This window comes from Pseudomonas sp. XS1P51, assembly GCF_054897845.1.
The window spans coordinates 5,229,311-5,249,903 of sequence record NZ_CM142707.1; the positions used below are offsets into that span (position 1 = coordinate 5,229,311).

The 20,593-nt window shown below is 59.7% G+C and carries 15 protein-coding genes; 7 read left to right on the forward strand and 8 right to left on the reverse strand.

Translation table 11 applies throughout. From position 1 onward, the window contains the following. Positions 1-75 precede the first annotated feature (75 nt). Positions 76-1,632: a MocR-like pyridoxine biosynthesis transcription factor PdxR gene (gene pdxR, locus ACYZUD_RS24270; RefSeq protein WP_462020502.1), complete on the forward strand. Its 1,557-nt coding sequence runs from the start codon at positions 76-78 to the stop codon at positions 1,630-1,632. 17 nt (positions 1,633-1,649) lie between these two features. On the opposite strand, the gene ACYZUD_RS24275 is transcribed toward pdxR, so the two are convergent. The 7 genes from ACYZUD_RS24275 to aspA all read right to left on the reverse strand — a co-directional run bounded on the left by ACYZUD_RS24275 (position 1,650) and on the right by aspA (position 14,391). Further along, positions 1,650-6,230: a dermonecrotic toxin domain-containing protein gene (locus tag ACYZUD_RS24275; protein WP_462020503.1), complete on the reverse strand. Its 4,581-nt coding sequence runs from the start codon at positions 6,228-6,230 to the stop codon at positions 1,650-1,652. Between the two features lie 146 nt (positions 6,231-6,376). Continuing rightward, entirely contained in the window at positions 6,377-7,477 is a 1,101-nt protein-coding gene (locus tag ACYZUD_RS24280; RefSeq protein WP_462020504.1) for a polyamine ABC transporter substrate-binding protein, read from the reverse strand. A gap of 13 nt (positions 7,478-7,490) precedes the next feature. After that, positions 7,491-8,522: a histone deacetylase family protein gene (locus ACYZUD_RS24285; protein WP_462020505.1), complete on the reverse strand. Its 1,032-nt coding sequence runs from the start codon at positions 8,520-8,522 to the stop codon at positions 7,491-7,493. A 249-nt stretch (positions 8,523-8,771) separates the two neighbouring features. Then, positions 8,772-9,764 (reverse strand): AraC family transcriptional regulator, encoded by a 993-nt coding sequence (locus ACYZUD_RS24290; protein WP_462020506.1) that lies wholly within the window; start codon positions 9,762-9,764, stop codon positions 8,772-8,774. Positions 9,765-9,934: 170 nt separating this feature from the next. Beyond that, positions 9,935-10,939: an asparaginase gene (locus ACYZUD_RS24295; RefSeq protein ID WP_462020507.1), complete on the reverse strand. Its 1,005-nt coding sequence runs from the start codon at positions 10,937-10,939 to the stop codon at positions 9,935-9,937. A 139-nt stretch (positions 10,940-11,078) separates the two neighbouring features. Next, positions 11,079-12,530 carry an alanine/glycine:cation symporter family protein gene (locus tag ACYZUD_RS24300; RefSeq protein ID WP_462020508.1) on the reverse strand — a complete coding sequence of 484 codons (1,452 nt, stop codon included), beginning with the start codon at positions 12,528-12,530 and terminating at the stop codon, positions 11,079-11,081. A 436-nt stretch (positions 12,531-12,966) separates the two neighbouring features. Next, positions 12,967-14,391 (reverse strand): aspartate ammonia-lyase, encoded by a 1,425-nt coding sequence (aspA, locus tag ACYZUD_RS24305; protein ID WP_201184599.1) that lies wholly within the window; start codon positions 14,389-14,391, stop codon positions 12,967-12,969. Between the two features lie 180 nt (positions 14,392-14,571). Here aspA and ACYZUD_RS24310 point away from each other — a divergent pair, with 180 nt between their 5' ends. The 6 genes from ACYZUD_RS24310 to ACYZUD_RS24335 all read left to right on the forward strand — a co-directional run bounded on the left by ACYZUD_RS24310 (position 14,572) and on the right by ACYZUD_RS24335 (position 19,631). After that, entirely contained in the window at positions 14,572-15,489 is a 918-nt protein-coding gene (locus tag ACYZUD_RS24310) for a LysR substrate-binding domain-containing protein (RefSeq protein WP_462020509.1), read from the forward strand. Between the two features lie 332 nt (positions 15,490-15,821). After that, positions 15,822-16,313, forward strand: a complete 492-nt coding sequence (gene purE, locus ACYZUD_RS24315; RefSeq protein WP_017341565.1) for a 5-(carboxyamino)imidazole ribonucleotide mutase — start codon at positions 15,822-15,824, stop codon at positions 16,311-16,313. Positions 16,314-16,324: 11 nt separating this feature from the next. Next, entirely contained in the window at positions 16,325-17,407 is a 1,083-nt protein-coding gene (locus tag ACYZUD_RS24320; RefSeq protein WP_462020510.1) for a 5-(carboxyamino)imidazole ribonucleotide synthase, read from the forward strand. 107 nt (positions 17,408-17,514) lie between these two features. Further along, positions 17,515-17,760 carry a GlsB/YeaQ/YmgE family stress response membrane protein gene (locus tag ACYZUD_RS24325; RefSeq protein ID WP_090177848.1) on the forward strand — a complete coding sequence of 82 codons (246 nt, stop codon included), beginning with the start codon at positions 17,515-17,517 and terminating at the stop codon, positions 17,758-17,760. 84 nt (positions 17,761-17,844) lie between these two features. Then, on the forward strand, positions 17,845-18,381 hold the full coding sequence (locus ACYZUD_RS24330; protein ID WP_462020511.1) for a DUF3299 domain-containing protein: 537 nt from the start codon (positions 17,845-17,847) through the stop codon (positions 18,379-18,381). A 278-nt stretch (positions 18,382-18,659) separates the two neighbouring features. Continuing rightward, complete coding sequence (locus ACYZUD_RS24335) at positions 18,660-19,631, forward strand: IS110 family RNA-guided transposase (protein ID WP_462019512.1); 972 nt, start codon at positions 18,660-18,662, stop codon at positions 19,629-19,631. Positions 19,632-19,693: 62 nt separating this feature from the next. Here the strand turns inward: ACYZUD_RS24335 and ACYZUD_RS24340 are convergent, their stop codons facing one another. Further along, a complete protein-coding gene (locus tag ACYZUD_RS24340; protein ID WP_462020512.1) occupies positions 19,694-20,593 on the reverse strand; it encodes a D-hexose-6-phosphate mutarotase in 900 nt (299 codons plus the stop codon).

A 20,593-nucleotide genomic window follows, 5' to 3' on the forward strand; every position in this document is an offset into this window, starting at 1 on the left:
CGAATGGCTTCATCCTAGGCAGGCTATTGGTCTGTTGTAAGAGCCATTAACGACCAATTTCATAGGTCCATTGCCATGACGGATGCGCCGCTGTCGCTGTCGTTCAACCCCGCGGGTATCGAACTCGATCGTCGCCAGGGCCTGAGTCGTCAGCTCTATCAGGCACTACGCCTGCGAGTGCTCGACGGACGCTTGGCCAGCGGCACGCGATTGCCGGCCAGTCGAGACCTGGCGGCGGCGTTGGCAATTTCGCGCAATAGCGTGGTTCGCGCTTACGATCAGCTCTATGCCGAAGGGTTCATCGAGGGGCGCGTGGGCGATGGGACTTATGTCGCGCAATTACCTCAAACGGCGTTGCCGGGAAAAAAACTATCCACAAAAGTATCCACAGGGTTGTCAACAGGGTTACCCACAGCCTTATCCACAAATTTGCTAGATTTACCTGTGAATTTATCCAGCAAAGTTATCCACAGCGGCGCGTTGGATCGGGTGGAAAGGAACCATTTGGCGACGCCACCGAGCGGTCCGCCTCGGGCTTTTCGGGTCGGCGTTCCGGCGTTCGATCTGTTTCCCTTTGAAGTGTGGGCCAAGCTGAATGCGGCTTTCTGGCGCAAACCGGATTTACAGCAGCTGTGTTACGGCGATCCGGCGGGTGATGCGCGATTGCGCGGCCTGATTGCCGCGTACTTGCGCAGTTCGCGAGGCATGCAATGCACGGCTGAGCAAATAGTGATCACCAGTGGCGCACAGCAGGGGATTAGCCTTTGTGCACAGTTGCTGGTGGAGCCGGGCGACGGTGTGGCGATTGAGAATCCGGGGTATCGGGCGGCGGGTCATGCGTTCGCCGTGGCCGGTGCGCGATTGCACGGTGTGGCCGTGGACAGTGAGGGCATTGACTGCACCGAATTGGCCGGGCTCGGCGATTGTCGTCTGGCGTATGTCACCCCGTCGCATCAATACCCGACGGGGGTGGTGATGAGTCTGGCGAGACGCCTTGAATTACTCGCCTGGGCGGAGCGTACCCAAGGCTGGATCGTCGAGGACGACTACGATGGCGAGTACCGTTACAGCGGCGCGCCGTTGGCACCGTTGGCGGCACTCGACCGACAGGGACGGGTCTTGTATGTCGGGACGTTCGGTAAAGTTGCCTTCCCGGCGCTGCGTCTGGGTTATCTGGTGTTGCCACCCGCGTTGGTGGACGCTTTCTCGCAACGTCGAGCCGTTGATGTCCGGCACTCTGAGGTGAGTACCCAGGCGGTGATGGCCGAGTTCATGGCCGCCGGGCATTTTCAGCGCCACATCCGGCGGATGCGCCGCGCTGCGTTAAGTCGCCGCAATACGCTCCTGGCCAATTGGCCGTCCGATATTCCCGGCGTCGGCAGCTTGCCGAGTGTGGCCGCAGGGCTGCACCTGACGGTAGCGGTCGACACTCAGGCCCGTGAGCGCGAACTGATTGCAGCCGCTGCCAGCGTCGATGTCGAGATCAATGGCCTGAGCAGTTATTGGCTACCTGATTCGAGCAACAGCGTAGATCAACGCGCCGGTCTGGTGCTGGGGTTTGCGGCGGTGCCCGAGGACGCGATCCGCGCAGCGCTCGGGCGATTGCAGAAAATCTGGCGTGCCTTGAAATAGTCAGCACGCATCACGACTCATGAACCCGAGGCAGAAGACCGTGTCTTGGACAAGAACAGCGTTTTGGCCAGTTGAGGGCTGATCTCGCTGCGATAGATTGCGATCAATTCGTTGTTGGTGGTGGCTGTTCGCAGGTCAAATGCCCCGCCCAGCGTCCGTTGAGATACGGTTTTCAGATGGGCCGCGGTATAACCTTCGGCGGCTGTTTCGGGTTTGGGGTAATGAAAGTGGGCGTACCAAATCACATCGTTAGTGGCAGAGTCACGAATCTCATACTCCTCGAGATAATCCTTTCTGTGACCTTTGAGCCGGCTTCGACCCGGAGTCTTGACGATGTTCACCAGACCTTTGCTGTGCAGCCATTCAACACGGGCAGCAGTGGGCGGTTGTAGCTTGGTCATGCGAATTCGGGTGAGGCGGCCCTTTTCGTAAAGCGTGGTCGCTCCTTCATTGAGCTGCTTTGCCAGGTTGACGGCTGATCCCGGCCCGCTGTCGGTGGCATTCTTGTCGGTCAGGGCCTGTTCGATGGCTTCGGCCGCTTCTTCCATCCGGCTGGCCTGTTGGTGAAATATCTCCTCGATTTCCACAGGGATCCGCCCGGCCCGATTGGCGTGTGCCTCGGTTCGACGGGTAAATGGCTCCAATTGATCGAGTAATGATTGTCCTGTCTGGATACTGGAGCCTAGATCGGGACGCAGGGTTGTCGGCGACCGGGGCTTGGGCGGCACATGTTCGAGCCAGACACCGGGTGTTTTCTCGTGAAACGTCGCAATGACCTTTCCGCTGAGCGGCGATGTCACGTCGATCAGGTCGGTGTCATCTGCGGCCGCGCGCGCGCGGAGCTTGCCGACCACCGTTCCCTTGAAATGAGTCTTGATGATGCGGCTGGGGGCCGGCGCTGGTCGGGAGGGCCCCGGTGTTGGCTCCAGGATTTTTCGTTCATGCAGCAGATTTGCCAGGTGCCTTACGCTGTGCGCCTTGAAGGCTTCGATCCGCTGGTGCATGAGGTCCAGCGGCACCTGCAGTAACTGTCCGGTGAATTCGTCGGGCAGATCGACAATTCGTTGCCCGAGCGTTTCAAACTGCTCCACCAGATCACTGAAGCCGTCGATCCGTTCCGGCAGCGCAAGGGCATTATCTTCGGCAGCAAGGTCCAGTGAAGACTGGATGGTAAGGCCGGCATCCTCGACAATCCTTTGCATAGCCTGACGAGCCTGAGGGGTGGCCAGCGTGCCGCTGTCGTTGAGGCATAACTCCTGAGCAAGGCTGATCTGGAACAGCTTCAGATCGTGCAGATCGAACGTCGGCAGTTGCGCCTTGAACTCCCCGGCCGTTTCCGCCCCCTCTTTGCCCAACCGCAGTAGTTCGTCGATGCGCGCGTGGGCGAACTCGATCTTGTCGATAAACCCCTGGGTCATGTCGCTGGTGAGTTGATGAGTCTGACGGGGTGTCTGAGAGCTCTTGATTGTCGCGTTATCCAGCAGCGCAAGAGATTGGCGCATATGTTCGCCGAAAACCTTGTTTTGCCGATTGAACCATTTCTGGGTCAATGACAGCTGATAATCCAGGCAGCTGACCATCACCGGGCGATAGTTGGGGATGGGATCGATGGCGTTGTAGGACTTGAGCTGCTCGATGTATGCACCGTATTCCGTCAACTGCGAGTTCAGTGTTTCGATCAAGGGCTGGCGATGGGTGTCGGCGGTCTTTTCCGCTGCTTCGAGTTTCGCTTTCAGATCAAGCTTGCGGCCATCGAATGCTGTCAGTTGCCGTTTCAGGTCGTCCTTGCGCTGTTGGTTTTTGCGCTCGATTTCCTTTCGACCCTTGCCCCCGCCGCGCAGTCTCAGGCGCGTGTCTATGAACCATTCCCCCTTCGCGGAGTGAATCAGCAGGGGGCCTGTTGTGGCAGGCGTTTGCCGTGAGTCGATGATCTGCACATCGTCATTGTCGTTGCGCGTGACTTCGAACCAACGCTGACCCACCCTGGCGTACCATTTCTGATTGAGTGGACTCAGGAACCGGTGAGGACCGGGTGCGGTCGACGGCTCTTTCAGTGCTGACGGCTTTGTTATCGCCAGCCCCTCCAGCAATGTGGCCAAAGGACCCTGCGCCAGCGTGCCTTTGGTGTACACGGATGTTTCATGGTTCGCCGGCAGATGGTCCGCGGCGAGATCGGCCAATTGAGTCATGGTGACTTTTGCAGCAGACACGGGCTTCGCGGCCGTTGTCGAGACCTTCTCGACAACGCGCGATACAGGGCTATTGCGAGTGGCCGCGTGATGGGCAAGTACCATGCCCAATGACAGAAACAAATCGGTCAGTGCGGTCCATTTCTGATCGCTGTCGTTGGCTTCGCGGGCTTCATTCGCCTCGTGCAGGTCGTCCATGATTTGCCAGATCCAGGCAGCCGTTGTGCCGGTGCGACCAAGGAAGGGCAGGGCAATGTTGAACAGCATCCACGCACCCTGTTTGAGCGTCGCCCAGCGACGTTCTGCATTGGAGACCGATTGTCGGTCGGCCAGAGTGATCATCGCGTTAGCGTTGGCGGTGAACAGTGCTTGCAGAGACGGCTCGGCGACAGGCGTTGCGCTTAAGGTTAGGGTCCCCATCATGCCCAGTGCCGACGTTGGGTCGGTCAGCCATTGCGACAGCGTCCAGACAGAGGGTAACTGACCGGGGAACACATACTGCGAGTAGTTGAAGTACACGTCGTCCGGCAGCCAGGCCAGGACCGACTGACGAAGCGCCTTGTTGTGTTTGATCGCGTACAGCATGTTCGCTTCACCGGGATACTGGATCAGCGGATGATCGAGCAGCGGTCGAAACAGCAGGCAGGGTCCCTTGTCGGCCAGTCGCGGTCCGATCACGAACATGTTGGCGACTTCGTCGGCCTTGCTGTCGGTGCTGCCCCCCGGAATGAAGGCCAGCGGACGAATGATAATTTCCAGCCCATCGACATAACGATCGGTGGCATTTTCCTGCGTGGCCGCGACCACGTATCGATAACCATGTTCGTCGATGCCGCCCTCGGCGCGAATCTTGAGTTGAAGGGCCATTAGCGGCAGTTGTATGCGCAATTGACTGGCATATAGTTTCTGTCGCCGCGAGTTTTCCTCGGTGTGGCCGAGGAGTTTGCTCTTGATCAGGTTGGGGTAGGTTTCCCCGATGTTCACTTGGGTGACCAGTTCTTCCAGGTAGGCCGGTGTCATCCACGCGGGCACGGCTTCGCCGTTTTTGTATTGCACAGCCTTGTTGCCCAGGGGCATGCCAAGCAGGTTTTGCAGTGCCAGGTCGACCAGCGACAGGGTGAGGGTCTGTGTCTTGCCGGGCACAATGACAGTCCCGAGGACGACGACACTGGTGATGCTGACTTCGATGTCTTTTAGTTTCAGGCTCGTTGCGGCTGACTGATCGCTGATCTTTTTGTCTTTGATCATTTGATCGATCAGCGCTTGCAAGGCAAAGTCAGGAAGGGAGGCAATGCCCTCATCGAAGGATTTTCCGGCGTCCTGTTCACGCAGCAGCGCCAGGTCCATCAAGTGTCGGCTGTAGCGTGTGAGGTCCGCGGGTGGGGCGTTCGCCAGCCAGTCCGGCAACAGATGCTGGATCTTGTTGAGGCGCGACGATGGATGTTCGTGAAAGTCCGCAAAGTTCTTCGCTGCGGCGCCCACTTGCGAGCCAAGGGAGGGCGTCAATGCGGCGGTAGCGTCACCGAGCGAACCGATGGCGTCGATCTCAAGGGCGATCAGCGCATGGGCCTGATGGTCGAAAAAATTGCCGGTGGGTTCGTACAGGCGCCATTGCAGCACGCGATCACCCGGCGAGGAGTCGATGCGCCTGGCCAATGTTTCACCCAGCGATGCCAGTGAGTCATAGCGTCTGAAACCTTCTGCGATCGAGTGGGTAACGACCAGCGTGCGTTCACCCAGGGTGCTTACCAGTACCGCGACGTCCAGCACTCTCAGGTGTTCGCTGGTCTGATTGTCGAGTCCGTCGATGTCAATCAGGCAGGCCTTGGTCTCGTATTTGTCGTGGGGGGCTCGTGCGCTCTTGTCCGGGTATTCATAAACGGTGAGAGCCATTTTTCGTTGGTCCTCGTCCCAGCCGGTCACCGTGTCGACGTTCCAGATTGTGTGCAGTGCATCGCGCAGTTGATGCCAGCGAGGCGTCGCGGGAGTCGCCCGGTTCCAGTACTCGAGTTGTTGCTCCTGATAGGCAACGAACAGCCGCCTGGCCAATCTGTTGAGCAGGCAGCCGATGGCATCGATCTTTACCGGCAACTGAATGGCCGGCTCGACACCCGATTGCCGGGTCAGGAAATGTTCCCCGTCGATGTAGGTCACTGTCGTGCCCGATAAGCCGAGCCATACCAGCACGTCGGTCAGGGATTCGAAACGGCTTCTACCCGCTATGACCTGATCGTCGACAAGGGTCCAGACGGGCGACACCACCATGGTCAGATTCGGGTCGATGTGCAACTGCGGATACGCGGTGCCGAGGGCGGTATGCAACGAGGTCGAGGCGACTTCCCTGATCGAAGGGCCGGTCACCAGTTGGGTCAGTACGTCGTCGGAGATGTCGGAGGGAGTGTCGGGCATGGCCGTTTCCTTTTACCGGTGAAGCGCTGATGGGCAGCGCTGTATCCGGGCAAGGTAGAGGGCCGTCGAGGGCTGAAGGTGGTAGATATTTATCGCAGGCAAAAAAAGACCCGCCATCGCGCGGGCCTTCAGTTTTGGCGGGGGAATCAGGTCCCGGACTTGATCTTGGTCCAGGCCCGGGTCCGCGCACGTTCTGCATCACGCGGTAGCGGTTGCAGGGTGTAGAGCGTGCCCATCGCCGCTTCGGTCGGGTACAGGTTCGGGTTGGTGCGGATCGCCGGGTCGACCATTTCCGTGGCGTCCTTGTTCGGGTTCGGGTAGCCGACGAAATCGCTGACCGGCGCGATCACCTGCGGTTGCAGCAGGTAGTTGATGAAGGTGTAGGCGTCTTGCGGATTCTTCGCGCCTTTCGGAATGGCGAGCATGTCGAACCAGATCGGTGCGCCTTCTTTCGGCAGGCGCATGTCGACGACCACGCCGTTTTTGGCTTCCTTGGCGCGGTTGGCGGCCTGGGAGAAGCTGCCGGAATAACCGACCGCGACGCAGATGTCACCGTTGGCGATGTCGGCCATGTATTTGGAGGAGTGGAAGTAGGTCACGTACGGACGGATCTTCATCAGCAGCGCTTCAGCCTTTTCGTAATCCGCCGGCTTCTTGCTGTTGGGGTCCAGACCGAGGTGTTGCAGGGCCAGCGGCAGGATCTCCGATGGCGAGTCGAGCAGGGCGACGCCGCACTGCTTGAGCTTGCTGATGTTTTCTTCCTTGAAAATCAGGTCCCAGCTGTCCACCTGCGCGTTGTCGCCGAGGGCAGCCTTGACCTTGTCCGGGTTGAAACCGATCAGGATGGTCCCGTACATGTACGGCACGGCAAATTTGTTGCCTGGGTCATTGCCTTCGAGCAGCTTCATCAGCTTCGGATCGAGGTGGTTCCAGTTCGGCAATTTGCTGCGATCCAGCGGTTGAAACACGCCGGCTTCAATTTGCTTGGCGAGGAACACGTTGGACGGCACCACCACGTCGTAGCCGGAGTTGCCGGTGAGCAGCTTGGCTTCCAGCGCTTCGTTGGTGTCGAAGATGTCGTAGACCAGTTTGGTCTGGGTGTTCTGGGCCTTGAAATCTTCCAGTGCCTTGGGGGTGATGTAGTCGAACCAGTTGTAAACGCGCAACGTTCGCTCTTCAGCCTGTACGGCACCACTGAGCACCGTGGCGCACAGGGCTGGAGCGATAAAACGCTTGAGTCTGTTCATTATTCTTGTTTCCTCATTGAGCGCTTTCAAAACCTTCGAGTACGTTCACGGCATTGATGCCGATTTCCTCTACTGCGTAACCGCCTTCCATCACGAACAGCGTCGGTACGCCGAGCTTGGCGATGCGCTCGCCCATTGCCAGGTAGTCCGGGCTGTCGAGCTTGAATTGGGAGATGGGATCGTCCTTGAACGTATCGACGCCCAGGGAGACGACGACGATGTCGGCGCCGTACTTTTCGATCTCTTTGCAGGCTTGTTCCAGAGCGGCGCTCCAAGTGTCCCAAGCGCTGCCGGCCGGCAAAGGGTAGTTGAAGTTGAAGCCTTCGCCCGCGCCTTCGCCCTGTTCGTCTTCATAGCCGAGGAAGAACGGGAACTCGGCTTCCGGATGACCGTGGATCGACGTGAACAGCACGTCGCTGCGCTCGTAGAAAATCGATTGAGTGCCGTTGCCGTGGTGGTAATCGACGTCGAGGATCGCCACTTTTTTATGGCCCTGGTCGAGGAAGGCCTGTGCGGCGATGGCGGCGTTGTTGAGGTAGCAATAACCGCCCATCAAGTCGCTGGCGGCGTGGTGTCCCGGTGGCCGGCACAGGGCGAAGGCACTGCGGGCGCCGCGTTGAATCACCGCTTGAGCGGTCAACGCCACTTGCGCCGCGCTGTACGCCGCTTGCCAGGTGCCGGCGGTAATCGGTGCGCCGCCGTCGAAGCTGTAATAGCCGAGCTGGCCGTGCAGGCTGGTGGGTATGACCCGGCGCAGCGTGCGGGCCGGCCAGGTGTAGGGCAGCAAGTCGCCGTCGGTATTGAATTCGGTCCAGCGTGCCCAGGCCCCTTTGAAGAAGTCCAGGTAGTCGCGGCTGTGGATGCGCGCGATCGGGTCGAGGCCGAAATCCCGTGGTGCTTCGACCGGACCGAGGTCGCGGTACTGCACGCGTTGCAGAACATGGTCGGCACGCGACGGCATTTCGAAGCAGGGCATCAGTTGCCCGTCCATCAATTCACAACGGCCGTGGTGCAGGTGATGGTCGTCCGAGTAGATCGTCAGCATTTTCTTGTTCTCCGCAGGCTGAGTTCGGTTGAACACAGTCTTGCGGCGCGGGGCGTTTGGGAGAACGGCAGGAAAGGCCAAAAGGGGATCGATATGGCCAAAATATTTGACCGAAATTCGCCCCTCCTTATTAGCGCGGATGTGCCCCCGCTTTGGGTGCGGGTTGCCGAAAAGATCGCAGCCTGCGGCAGCGCCTACAGAGAAGGCATACCCTTGTAGGCGCTGCCGCAGGCTGCGATCTTTTGATCTTCAGGGCCGGAACTGGCTAGGCGCCACGCCACTCCAGCGCACAAACGCATGGCGGAAACTCGCAGTCTCGCTGAACCCCAATGCCTCGGCGATTCGGTAGATTGGCATCTGGTCTTCGCAGAGCATTTGCTTGGCCTGTTCGAAACGCATTTCGTCGAGCAACTCCTGATAGCTGCAACCCAGGTCCTTGAGGTGCCGGCGAAGGGTTCGTGCTGAACAGTTCATTTGCTCGGCCAAGCCTTCGAGCCCGGGCGCGGCATTCAGTTGAGCGCTGAGCAGTTGGCGAATCCGCCCCAACCACGCCTGACGACCCGTGAACTCGGTGTTTTGTTTGCGGCAACGTTCGACCATGGCCTGATGGGTGATGACATCCGCCAGCGGCAGGGGCTGGTCGAGCCAGCGTCTGTCGAAGGCGAAGGCATTGTCCCGCGCCCCAAAGTGCAACGGGCAATTGAAGTGTTCGGCGTAGGTCGCTTTATAGTCGGGGGCGGCATGTTCGAAGCGAGCGGCAAGCAACGGCAGCGGATGGCCGAGCAGGTCGTCGCAGATGACTTTCAACGACACCAGACAGAACTCGGCGTTGAACACCGCCAGCCCCGGACTCTCCCGGTAGTCGGCAGCCACGAACCAGATGCGCTCGCCGTCGTCCTCGAGGCTCAGTTCGAAAAGTGTTCCCAACAGCGCCGGATAACGCATCGCCAGACGTAACGCGTCACCGAAGGTGGCACTGGTGAGCAAGGCATAACCCAGCATGCCGTAGCACGAAACGTGCATCCGTCGGCCCAGCTCCAGGCCGATGTCACGCTTGAGCGCGACCGCATTGGCGCAGACCTGCATCTCCTGATTGGTGGTGATGCGCGTGTCTGCCCGGCTCAGATCCGCCGCGCTGATGCCGCTTCCCGCGAGCAGCGCTTCGCTGGACAGGCCTTCGGCCTTGAAGGCGTTGAGCACCAGAGAGACGGCGTTGAGAGTCGTGAGGTGGGAGTGGAGCATGGGTGGCTTCCAGCCTTGGGATGCTGGAATGACAGCAAGTTATGTGCCGAGCGGGAAACCCTGTAGGAGCTGTCGAGTGAAACGAGGCTGCGATCTTTTGATCTTGTTTTTTAGGATCAAAAGATCGCAGCCTCGTTTCACTCGACAGCTCCTACAGACGCGTTGAGGTATCAGCTCAGTTCGCCGCAGAGGTCGAGTTCTACAAGGCGACGTACTTCAGCGGTTTCGAGGCCTGCACCCAGCAACGCATGCAACTTGCCGAACGCCGCTTCACGGGTCATGCCGCCACCGGACAACACACCAACACCACGCAAGCGGCTGCCAGCCTCGTACACATCCAGCTCAACGCCGCCTTCATGGCACTGCGTTACTGCAACCACCACCACACCGTTGTCTCTTGCCTGGGAAAGCGCGGCGAGAAACTCGGGGTTGTCGCTCGGCCCGGTCCCGCTGCCGTAGCACTCCAGCACCAGGCCTTGAATGCCGCTGCTCAGCAGGCTATCCAGCTGCTCGGCACCGATCCCGGGAAACAATGGCAGTACACCGACTTTCGCCAGTTGCCTGCTCTGGTTGTAATTCAGTTCCGCCGGCAGCGAAGTAGCCTTCACGCCGCCACCCTGACGCTCCAGGCGCTTGAACGGATGCCGCCCGAAACTGCGCACTTTCGCGCAACGGGTCGGGTCCAGCAGTTCACCGTGGAAGTACAGATGAACCCCCGGTGCCAGACCCTGGCCCAAGGCAACCAGCGCACCGCTGAGGTTTTCCCAGGCATCGCTGTCGGTCACGCCGGCCGGGAGCATGGAGCCGGTGAAAACGACGCGGGCATGCAGGCCGAGCAATTGAAAGCTCATGGCCGCGGCACTGTAGGCCAGGGTGTCGGTGCCGTGCAGGATCAGCACGCTGTCGCAACCCTGCACATCAACAGCGTCGACCACTGCTTCACGCAGTTGCTGCCAGTAAGCCGGGGTCATGTTGGCGCTGTCGATCAGCGGTGACATCTCGCGAAAGCGCCACTGCGGCACCACGAGTTCAGGCTGGCTGTGCAGGTACTCGCGCATTCGCGCTTCGAAACCGGATGCCGGGGCCAGGCCGTGGGCACTGGCTTGCATACCGATGGTGCCACCGGTGTAGAGCACCATGACGTGCTGGGCGGCAGGGTAGGTCGAGGAATTCATGGAGATGCTCCGAGAACGATGACGTCCTGTGGGAGCGAGCCTGCTCGCGAATGCGGTTGATCATTCAACATTGATGTCGACTGACACACTGCTTTCGCGAGCAGGCTCGCTCCCACATGGGATTGCGCACTTTAACCGATCAACGTTGCGCTGCGGGTACGCCTTGCGGCTCGGCTTCAGCCTTGGTGACAGACGCTGGCGGATTGGCTGGCCAGGCTTTCAAGTCCAGGTCCAGGTCCGCGAATTTGCTCGAATCGAACACGGGCGTCTTGATGCCAGCTGCACGCTGGTCATCGTAGTCACGCAGGATGCGCATACCGACCTTGAACAGCAGGAACAGCGCGATCAGGTTCACGAATGCGAGCAGGGTCATGGTGATGTCGGCGAACGCGAACACCGTGCCGAGGTTTTCAATGGCGCCCCAGAAGATCAACACCAGTACCAGGGCGCGGTAAGCAATCAGCGCCTTGCGGTTTTCACCGATCATGAAGCGCAGGTTGCTTTCGCCCAGGTAGTAGTTGTAGAGGATCGAGGTGAACACGAACAGCGCCAGTGCCACGGAAATGAACATCCGGCCCCAGTCGCCCACCACAGCGGCCAGCGAGTTCTGGGTCAGGGCAATGCCATCGCCTTCGAAGCCAGGGGTGTAGAAACCCGAGAGCAGGATCAGCAATGCGGTGCAGGTGCAGATCACGAAGGTGTCGAGGAACACGCTGAACGCCTGAACCACGCCTTGTGCTACCGGGTGCTCGACGGAAGCGACCGCCGCCACGTTCGGCGCACTGCCCAGGCCCGCTTCGTTGGCGAATACGCCGCGCTTCACGCCCATGACGATAGCGCTGCCGATCAGGCCGCCGAAGGCTTGATCCAGACCGAAGGCGCTTTTGACGATGGTCATCAACATGCCTGGAACGTGGTCGAATTGCAGCACGATCACGTAGAGGGTCACGCCGATGTACACCAGGGTTTTCACTGGCACCAGCAGGTCAGCGACCTTGGCGATGCGCTTGATACCACCGATGAACACCAGACCCAGCAACGCCGCCAGGGCCAGACCGGTCCAGGTGGTGTCGAAGTCGAACGCGTTGTTCAGCGAGTGCGTCACAGCGTGGGATTGCAGGCCGTTGAAGGCAAACCCGAAGGTCACCAGCAACAGAAACGCCATGATCATGCCCAGCCAGCGTTTTTGCAGGCCGTGCTGGATGTAATAGGACGGGCCGCCACGGAAGGTGCCGTCGGAATCAGTGCGTTTGTAGAGCTGGCCGAGGGAGCATTCGAAGAAGCTGCTGGACATGCCGACCAGCGCGGTCACCCACATCCAGAACACCGCACCTGGCCCGCCAAGAGTCACGGCGATGCCGACACCGGCGATGTTGCCCGCACCGACGCGGCCGGCGAGGCTGAGCATCAGGGCCTGGAACGAACTGAGTTGACCGGCGCTGCTTTTGAGGCTGTCGCGGAACACCGCGAACATGTGGAAGAAGTGGCGCAATTGAACGAAACGCGAGCGGATCGTGAAGTAGCTACCGAGCCCGACAATGAGCACGATCAGTACTTTCCCTGAGAGGAAGTCGTTAATGACTTCGAGCATGGATTATTCCTCGCTGTTTTTTGTGTAGGCAAATGCTGGGCGGTCAGAAACATCGCGTTACACCGGTTTGCGCGCGGCAAAACAGGCGAGGCGAAGGTTCGTCCCGGTTTTCATATTGCGGGTTTGTTATTAGTTCGGGTTTCGCATGGGTTTGGGCCTCGTTACCGACGACCGCTCACGCGAAGAGGGGCGGCACTATACCTATCAGTGCAGCGCCCGTCTGCACGGTTGTGGTGCAAGATCAAAAGATCGCAGCCTTCGGCAGCTCCTACCGGGGATTGCATTTCAACTGTAGGAGCTGCCGAAGGCTGCGATCTTTTCGCTTTTAAAAAAAAGGGCCTGGGGAATAAATCCCCAAGCCCTCAAACGGTGAGAGGTGTCTAGTCCCTCGACCTGGTGAGCGTTGTGGCTCTCGGTTAAAAGAGCCTGCGTTCGGTTAAGCCTTCAGAGGCACCAGACGCGGAGCAATCATGTTTTCCGGGCGCAGGATGTCGGCGAGCATTTCGTCGTCGAGCAAGCCTTCTTCGCGCACCAGTTCCAGCACGCCACGGCCGCTTTCGAGGGCGATACGGGCGATGCGGGTGGCGTTTTCATAGCCGATGTACGGGTTCAGCGCGGTGACCAGGCCGATCGAGTGCTCGACCAGTTCGCGGCAGCGCTCTTCGTTGGCGGTGATGCCGACGATGCAGTGCTCGCGCAGCATGTCCATGGCGCGTTGAAGCAGGCGGATCGAGTCGAAGATCTTGAACGCGATCAGTGGCTCCATCACGTTCAGTTGCAGCTGGCCGCCTTCGGCCGCGATGGTCAGGGCCAGGTCGTTGCCGATGATCTGGAACGCCACTTGGTTAACCGCTTCCGGGATAACCGGGTTGACCTTGCCTGGCATGATCGAGCTGCCCGGCTGACGTGCCGGCAGGTTGATTTCGTTGATGCCGGTGCGTGGGCCGCTGGACAGCAGGCGCAAGTCGTTGCAGATCTTCGACAGCTTGACTGCGGTGCGCTTGAGCATGCCGGAGAACAGCACGAAGGCGCCCATGTCGGAGGTGGCTTCGATCAGGTCGGCGGCCGGAACCAGCGGTTGACCGCTGATCAGTGCCAGGCGCTGAACGGCGAGGTGCTGGTAGCGCGGGTCGGCGTTGATGCCGGTGCCGATCGCGGTGCCGCCCAGGTTCACTTCGGTCAGCAGCTCTGGCGCCAGAGTCTTCAGGCGTGCCAGGTCTTCGCTCAGGGTGGTGGCGAAGGCGCGGAATTCCTGGCCCAGGGTCATCGGCACGGCGTCTTGCAGTTGGGTACGACCCATCTTCAGAACGTGGCTGAATTCTTGACCCTTGGCGGCGAACGCCTGGATCAGGCTGTCGAGGCTGGCCAGCAGCGCGTCGTGACCCAGCAGCAGACCCAGGCGGATCGCGGTCGGGTAGGCGTCGTTGGTCGACTGCGCCATGTTCACGTCGTTGTTCGGGTGCAGGTACTGGTATTCGCCTTTCTGGTGACCCATGGCCTCCAGCGCAATGTTGGCGATGACTTCGTTGGCATTCATGTTGGTCGAAGTGCCAGCGCCGCCTTGAATCATGTCCACCACGAACTCTTCGTGGAAATCGCCGCGGATCAAACGTGCGCAGGCTTCGCTGATGGCAGCGTGCTTGGCTTCGCTCAGGTGACCCAGTTCGCGGTTGGCGTCAGCGGCGGCTTGTTTGACCATCGCCAGGCCGACAACCAGCTTCGGGTAATGCGAAATCGGAACGCCGGAGAGACGGAAGTTGTTCACCGCTCGCAGGGTCTGGATGCCGTAATACGCTTGAGCAGGTACTTCGAGTACGCCAAGCAGGTCTTTTTCTGTGCGGAATGATGCAGCGGAGGACATGATAGAAATCATCTCGATATGGACCCGGTCTGTGCCGGAACACTGCAAATGCTAGGCTTGTAGAGAATTTTGGGCCAATGCTGTTAAACACTGGCCTATGCATATTCGGCATAATGTCCGTGTGACGCCGCGTGTGCGGCGAGCGTGCGACCTAAATTGGTGCGTGTCCGGGAGGGCGTGATGAATCTGGAAAGTAAATGGCTGGAGGACTTCAGCGCCCTGGCCGCCACCCGCAGCTTCTCCCAGGCTGCCGAACGACGTTTCGTGACGCAGCCGGCGTTCAGTCGGCGGATCCGCAGCCTCGAAGCCGCGCTGGGGCTGACCTTGGTCAATCGTTCGCGCACGCCAGTCGAGCTGACAGCGGCGGGGCAGTTGTTTTTAGTCACGGCGCGAACGGTGGTTGAACAGCTCGGTGAAGTGCTGCGTCATCTTCATCACCTGGAAGGCGGGCAGGGTGAGGTGATGCAAGTCGCTGCCGCTCACTCGCTGGCGCTGGGTTTCTTTCCGCGTTGGATCGCGCAGCTGCGCAACGAAGGTTTGAACATCGCCACGCGGTTGGTGGCGACCAACGTCGGCGACGCGGTGCATGCCTTGCGTGAAGGCGGTTGCGACTTGATGTTGGCGTTCTATGACCCGGACGCCGCGATGCAGATGGACCCGGAAATCTTCCCGTCACTGCACCTCGGCCACACCGAAATGCTCCCGGTCTGTGCGGCGGACGCCGACGGCAAGCCACTGTTTGATCTGGAAGGCGAGGCCAGTGTGCCGCTGCTGGCTTACAGCGCCGGTGCGTTTCTCGGGCGCTCGGTGAACATGCTGCTGCGTCAACGGGCGCTGCGCTTTACTACCATTTACGAAACCGCGATGGCCGACAGTCTTAAAAGCATGGCGCTGGAAGGATTGGGAATTGCCTGGGTGCCGCAACTCAGTGTGCGCGCCGAACTGGCCCGCGGAGAATTGGTGGTCTGCGGCGGCCCGCAATGGCATGTGCCGCTGGAGATTCGTCTGTACCGCTGCGCGCTGGTGCGCAAGGCGAATGTGCGGTTGTTGTGGCGCAAGCTTGAAGGTGGCGCTGCCCAAGGCTCAACCGCTTCCTGAGGCCACGGAAGATCAAATGTGGGAGCGAGCCTGCTCGCGAAAGCGGTGTGTCAGGCAACATTGATGTCGGCTGATGCGCCGCTTGCGCGAGCAGGCTCGCTCCCACAGGGGATTTTGTGGTGTATTTGACTGACCCTGAAGTCAATAAAACCGGCACTTTGTGCCGTATGACAGATGGTCGTATCAGGGGCTGTTTATCTGCTTCATTGAGGTATACTGCGCGGCCTTCGGCCGGTTCGTCTGGCCATAATTCGTACAATCAAGCCACGCATTCTGCGTGGCTTGTTGTTTTTTGACGCGCCTGCGGGCGCCCAGAGAGAAGAGGCACGACGATGAGTGCACTGGTTGGCGTGATCATGGGCTCCAAGTCCGATTGGTCCACCCTTAGCCACACCGCCGATATGCTGGAAAAGCTCGGCATCCCTTACGAGGTGAAAGTGGTCTCTGCCCACCGCACCCCGGACCTGCTCTTCCAGTACGCCGAAGAGGCTGAGGCACGTGGCATCGAGGTGATCATCGCCGGTGCCGGTGGTGCGGCCCACCTGCCAGGCATGTGTGCGGCCAAGACCCACCTGCCGGTGCTGGGTGTGCCGGTGCAGTCGTCGATGCTCTCGGGCGTCGACTCGCTGCTCTCTATCGTGCAGATGCCCGCGGGTATTCCGGTCGCCACACTGGCCATCGGCAAGGCCGGCGCGATCAACGCAGCCCTGCTCTCGGCGAGCATCCTGGGCGCCAAGCATCCGCAGTTCCACGCAGTGCTGAAAACTTTCCGTGCTGAGCAGACAGACAGCGTCCTGGAAAATCCAGACCCACGCATCGCCTGAGGTTGTTGACGATGAAGATCGGTGTAATCGGTGGCGGCCAGTTGGGTCGCATGTTGGCGCTGGCGGGCACTCCGCTGGGCATGAACTTCGCTTTCCTGGACCCCGCGCCGGACGCTTGCGCGGCTGCGTTGGGCGAACACCTGCGGGCCGATTACGGCGATCAGGATCACCTGCGCCAGCTCGCCGATGAAGTTGATCTGGTGACCTTCGAGTTCGAAAGTGTCCCGGCCGAAACCGTGGCGTTCCTGTCGCAATTCGTTCCGGTCTACCCGAGCGCCGAAGCCCTGCGCATCGCTCGTGATCGCTGGTTCGAGAAGAGCATGTTCAAGGACCTGGGGATTCCAACCCCGGCGTTCGCCGACATTCAGTCGCAAGCCGATCTGGACGCCGCCGTGGCTTCCATCGGCCTGCCGGCCGTGCTGAAAACCCGCACCCTGGGTTACGACGGCAAGGGCCAGAAAGTCCTGCGCACCGCTGAAGACGTGGTCGGCACCTTCGCCGAACTGGGCAGTGTTGCCTGCCTGCTGGAAGGCTTCGTGCCGTTCACCGGCGAAGTTTCGCTGATCGCCGTGCGTGCCCGCGATGGCGAAACCAGGTTCTATCCGCTGGTTCACAACACCCACGACAGCGGCATCCTCAAGCTGTCCGTGGTCAGCACCGACCACCCGTTGCAAGCCTTGGCTGAAGACTATTCCAGCCGTGTGCTCAAGCAGCTGAATTATGTCGGCGTGATGGCGTTCGAGTTCTTCGAAGTCGATGGCGGCCTCAAGGCCAACGAGATCGCCCCGCGCGTGCATAACTCCGGGCACTGGACCACCGAAGGTGCCGAGTGCAGCCAGTTCGAAAACCACCTGCGGGCCGTTGCCGGTCTGCCGCTGGGTTCGACGGCCAAGGTCGGTGAGAGCGCGATGCTCAATTTCATCGGTAAAGTGCCGGAGACCGACAAAGTCCTGGCCATCGCCGATTGCCACCTGCATCACTACGGCAAGGCGTTCAAGGTCGGCCGCAAGGTCGGTCACGCCAACCTGCGTTGTGCCGACCGCGAGACCCTGGCTGCACAGATTCTCAAGGTCGAAGCGCTCATCGCCGAATAGTTTCATGTGGCAGCGGCGGAACCATTCAGGGGCCGCCGTTCTCTCATGGCAGGATGCCAAAGTCTGACTAGGCTTTGGCGTATCCAAATCATTCAGAGGGAAATGCCATGGGAATTATTGGAACCATCTTTATCGGCTTGATCGTCGGCCTGCTGGCTCGGTTCCTGAAACCGGGCGATGACAGCATGGGCTGGATCATGACCATCCTGCTCGGTATCGGCGGTTCGCTGGCGGCCACTTACGGCGGTCAGGCCCTGGGCATTTACCAGGCCGGCCAAGGCGCAGGCTTCATCGGTGCGCTGGTCGGCGCAGTGGTGTTGCTGGTGATCTACGGCTTGATCAGAAAGAACTGATTTAAAGCGACAAAGCCCTCTGCGCTGCGCAGGCGCAGAGGGCTAGAATGCTCGGCGACTGTCCTTCCTTTACCGAGCACCTCCATGCGCCGTCTTCTGCTGACTCTTCTTTTACTGGGTACGGGCCTTGCCCACGCCGGCGAACTGCCGGAAACCGACTGGCTCGAACTGATGCCCAAGTCGGACCAGAAAGCCCTCGAGGCCATGCCCGAAATCGACCACAACTCCCCCGAAGCCAATGGCACCTTTACTGAAAAGGGTGGCATGAAGCAGAGCAAGGGTTTGCCGGCGGTGATGTACTCGACCAAAACCGTGCCGTCGATGAACGACAAGAACATCCGCATCGGTGGTTACCCGGTGCCGCTGGAATCTGACGCCAAGGGTCGCAGCACGCTGTTCTTCCTCGTGCCGTACCCGGGCGCCTGCATCCACGTGCCACCACCGCCGCCTAACCAGTTGGTGCTGGTGCGTTATCCGAAGGGGTTGAAGCTGGATGATATCTACACGCCGTTGTGGGTGACCGGCACGTTGAAGATCGAGAAGGTCAACAACGACCTGGCCGATGCGGCGTATGCGCTGGATGCGGCGAAAGTGCGGGTGGTGAAGGAATCGGATTTGTAACCCTTCAACAGCAAAAAAAGATCGCAGCCTTCGGCAGCTCCTTGTATCTCGACTATCGCTCCGTCAGGAGCGATAGTTCTCGACTGATCATCGAGGGAGGGATCTGGAAGACGCGCAGCTCCTTAGGCGTTATGCCTGCAATGTAGATGGTGCTCCAACCCTCCACACTCACTCGTATAGTTCGAACGGTATCTTGGGCCCGTCTTCGGCGAGAGCCCGCATTTGCAAGGTTGGACAGAGTGCAGTGATGATCGCAATTGATCTGATTGGAGGTATTCATGTCCAGTTTCGTTGGCGTCGATGTCGCAAAAAATACTTTTGATATCGCCACTCATCTGCCTAATGGCAAACACAAAACCAAGGCCAAACTCGCTAACGATGCCAAGGGCTTCAAGGAACTTGAGGCTTGGTTGCACAAGCAGGCCGAGCCTTCGGCCCTGATCGTGATGGAAGCCACCAGCGTCTACCACCTGGCGCTCGCCGAGTTTGTTTACAACAAGGGTTATCGGGTCTGTGTGGTCAACCCGGCTACGACCCATGCCTATGCCAACAGCGAACTGCGTCGAGTCAAAACCGATAAAAGCGACGCCAAGCTGATCGCTGACTTCGCCAGAGAAAAACATGAAAAACTGTCGCTCTGGGCCCCGGAACCGCTGAAGTTTCGCCAACTGAAGGCGATGGTTCGCCGCCTCGATGATCTTCAGGAAATGCAGCAAATGGAGCGTAATCGTCTGGACGTGTCCGACGAAAGCGTCAAAGACTCGATCCAGTCGGTACTGCGCCACGTCGAAAAAGAGATCGCTGAGACGCACAAGGTAATCAAGCAACACATCGATGACGACCCCGACATGCGTCAGATGCGCGACTTGATCGTGACCATCGATGGCATCGGCGAAAAAACACTTGAGAGACTACTGGCCGAACTGGGCGACCTGCGCAAATACGACGATCCGCGCAAACTGGTGGCTGCTGCGGGACTCAACCCGAAGCTGCATGACTCGGGCATGCTCAAGGGCCGCACCCCGATCTCGAAAATCGGCTCGGTACGACTGCGCGCCAGCCTCTACATGCCAGGAATCGTGGCGCTGAAACACAACGAAGCAATCATCGCTCTCAAAGACCGCCTGAAGGCCAACGGCAAGGCTCCCAAGCAAATCATCTGTGCCGCGATGCGCAAGCTGCTGCACTTCGTCTATGGCGTGCTCAAGTCGGGTCAACCCTTCGACCCGAAACTTGCGCTTGCTCGGTGAGAGTCAAGACGGTATCTACAGAGATCGGTGTAGGAGCTGCCGAAGGCTGCGATCTTTTGATCTTAAAGCGGTTTGCTGGCGATGCTCACGCCGAGGGTATGGCTGGCGCCCGCTGCCAACGTCACCACATCATCCATCACATTCGCCGTTTCGATGCACAGCATGCGCTGCCAGCCGTCGTCGGCCATGTCGCTGAACGCCGCCGCGCGCTCGATCCACGGATTCCAGATCACCGCCGAACGCGACCCGCTGCTGGTCAGTTCGATGCGCCGTTCCCAGGCCAGGTCGACAATGCTCAGCTTCGCCGGGGTGTTGAGATAGATGCGATCGGTCTCTCCGGTAAAATGCAGGTCGCCGGTCTGGGTTACGGTTTTCCAGTCGTCCAGCGTCTCGATGTAGCTCAAGCCATCCAGCCCTTCAACATGCACGTTGCGCACATCGCTGACCGCGAAATAGCTGTGCAGCGCTTGGCTGATGGTGACTTTTTCAGTGCCCTGGTTGTGGCTGGTCAGGCTGATGTGCAGTTGCTCATCCAGACGAATGCTCAGCTTCAAATCCACCTGATGTGGCCAGCCCGGAAAGCCGCCTTCGGGGTAGGGCAGGACGAATTCCACTTTCAGGCTTTCACCTTCGGTTTCGATGCCGCCCAGTTCCCAATCCGTTGCCCGTACAAAACCGTGGGCGGTCGCCGGTTCGTTGCTGACGCGCATCGCCTGAACGCTTTGCGGGTTGCGCGAAAAATTGCCGAACCACGGCCAGCACACCGGCACACCGGCGCGGATGCTCTTGCCGGTCTTGAACACGGCCTCGTCGTTGAGCCAGATCAGCGGCGGCTGGCCGGCCAGTTGATAACTGAGGATGTGCGCGCCTTGCTGGGCGACCAGCAATTCGGCCTGACCGTGGCGGATACGCCAGCAGTTCAGTTCATCCAGTTTCACGGCTTCAACGTTGGGCGTTGTCAT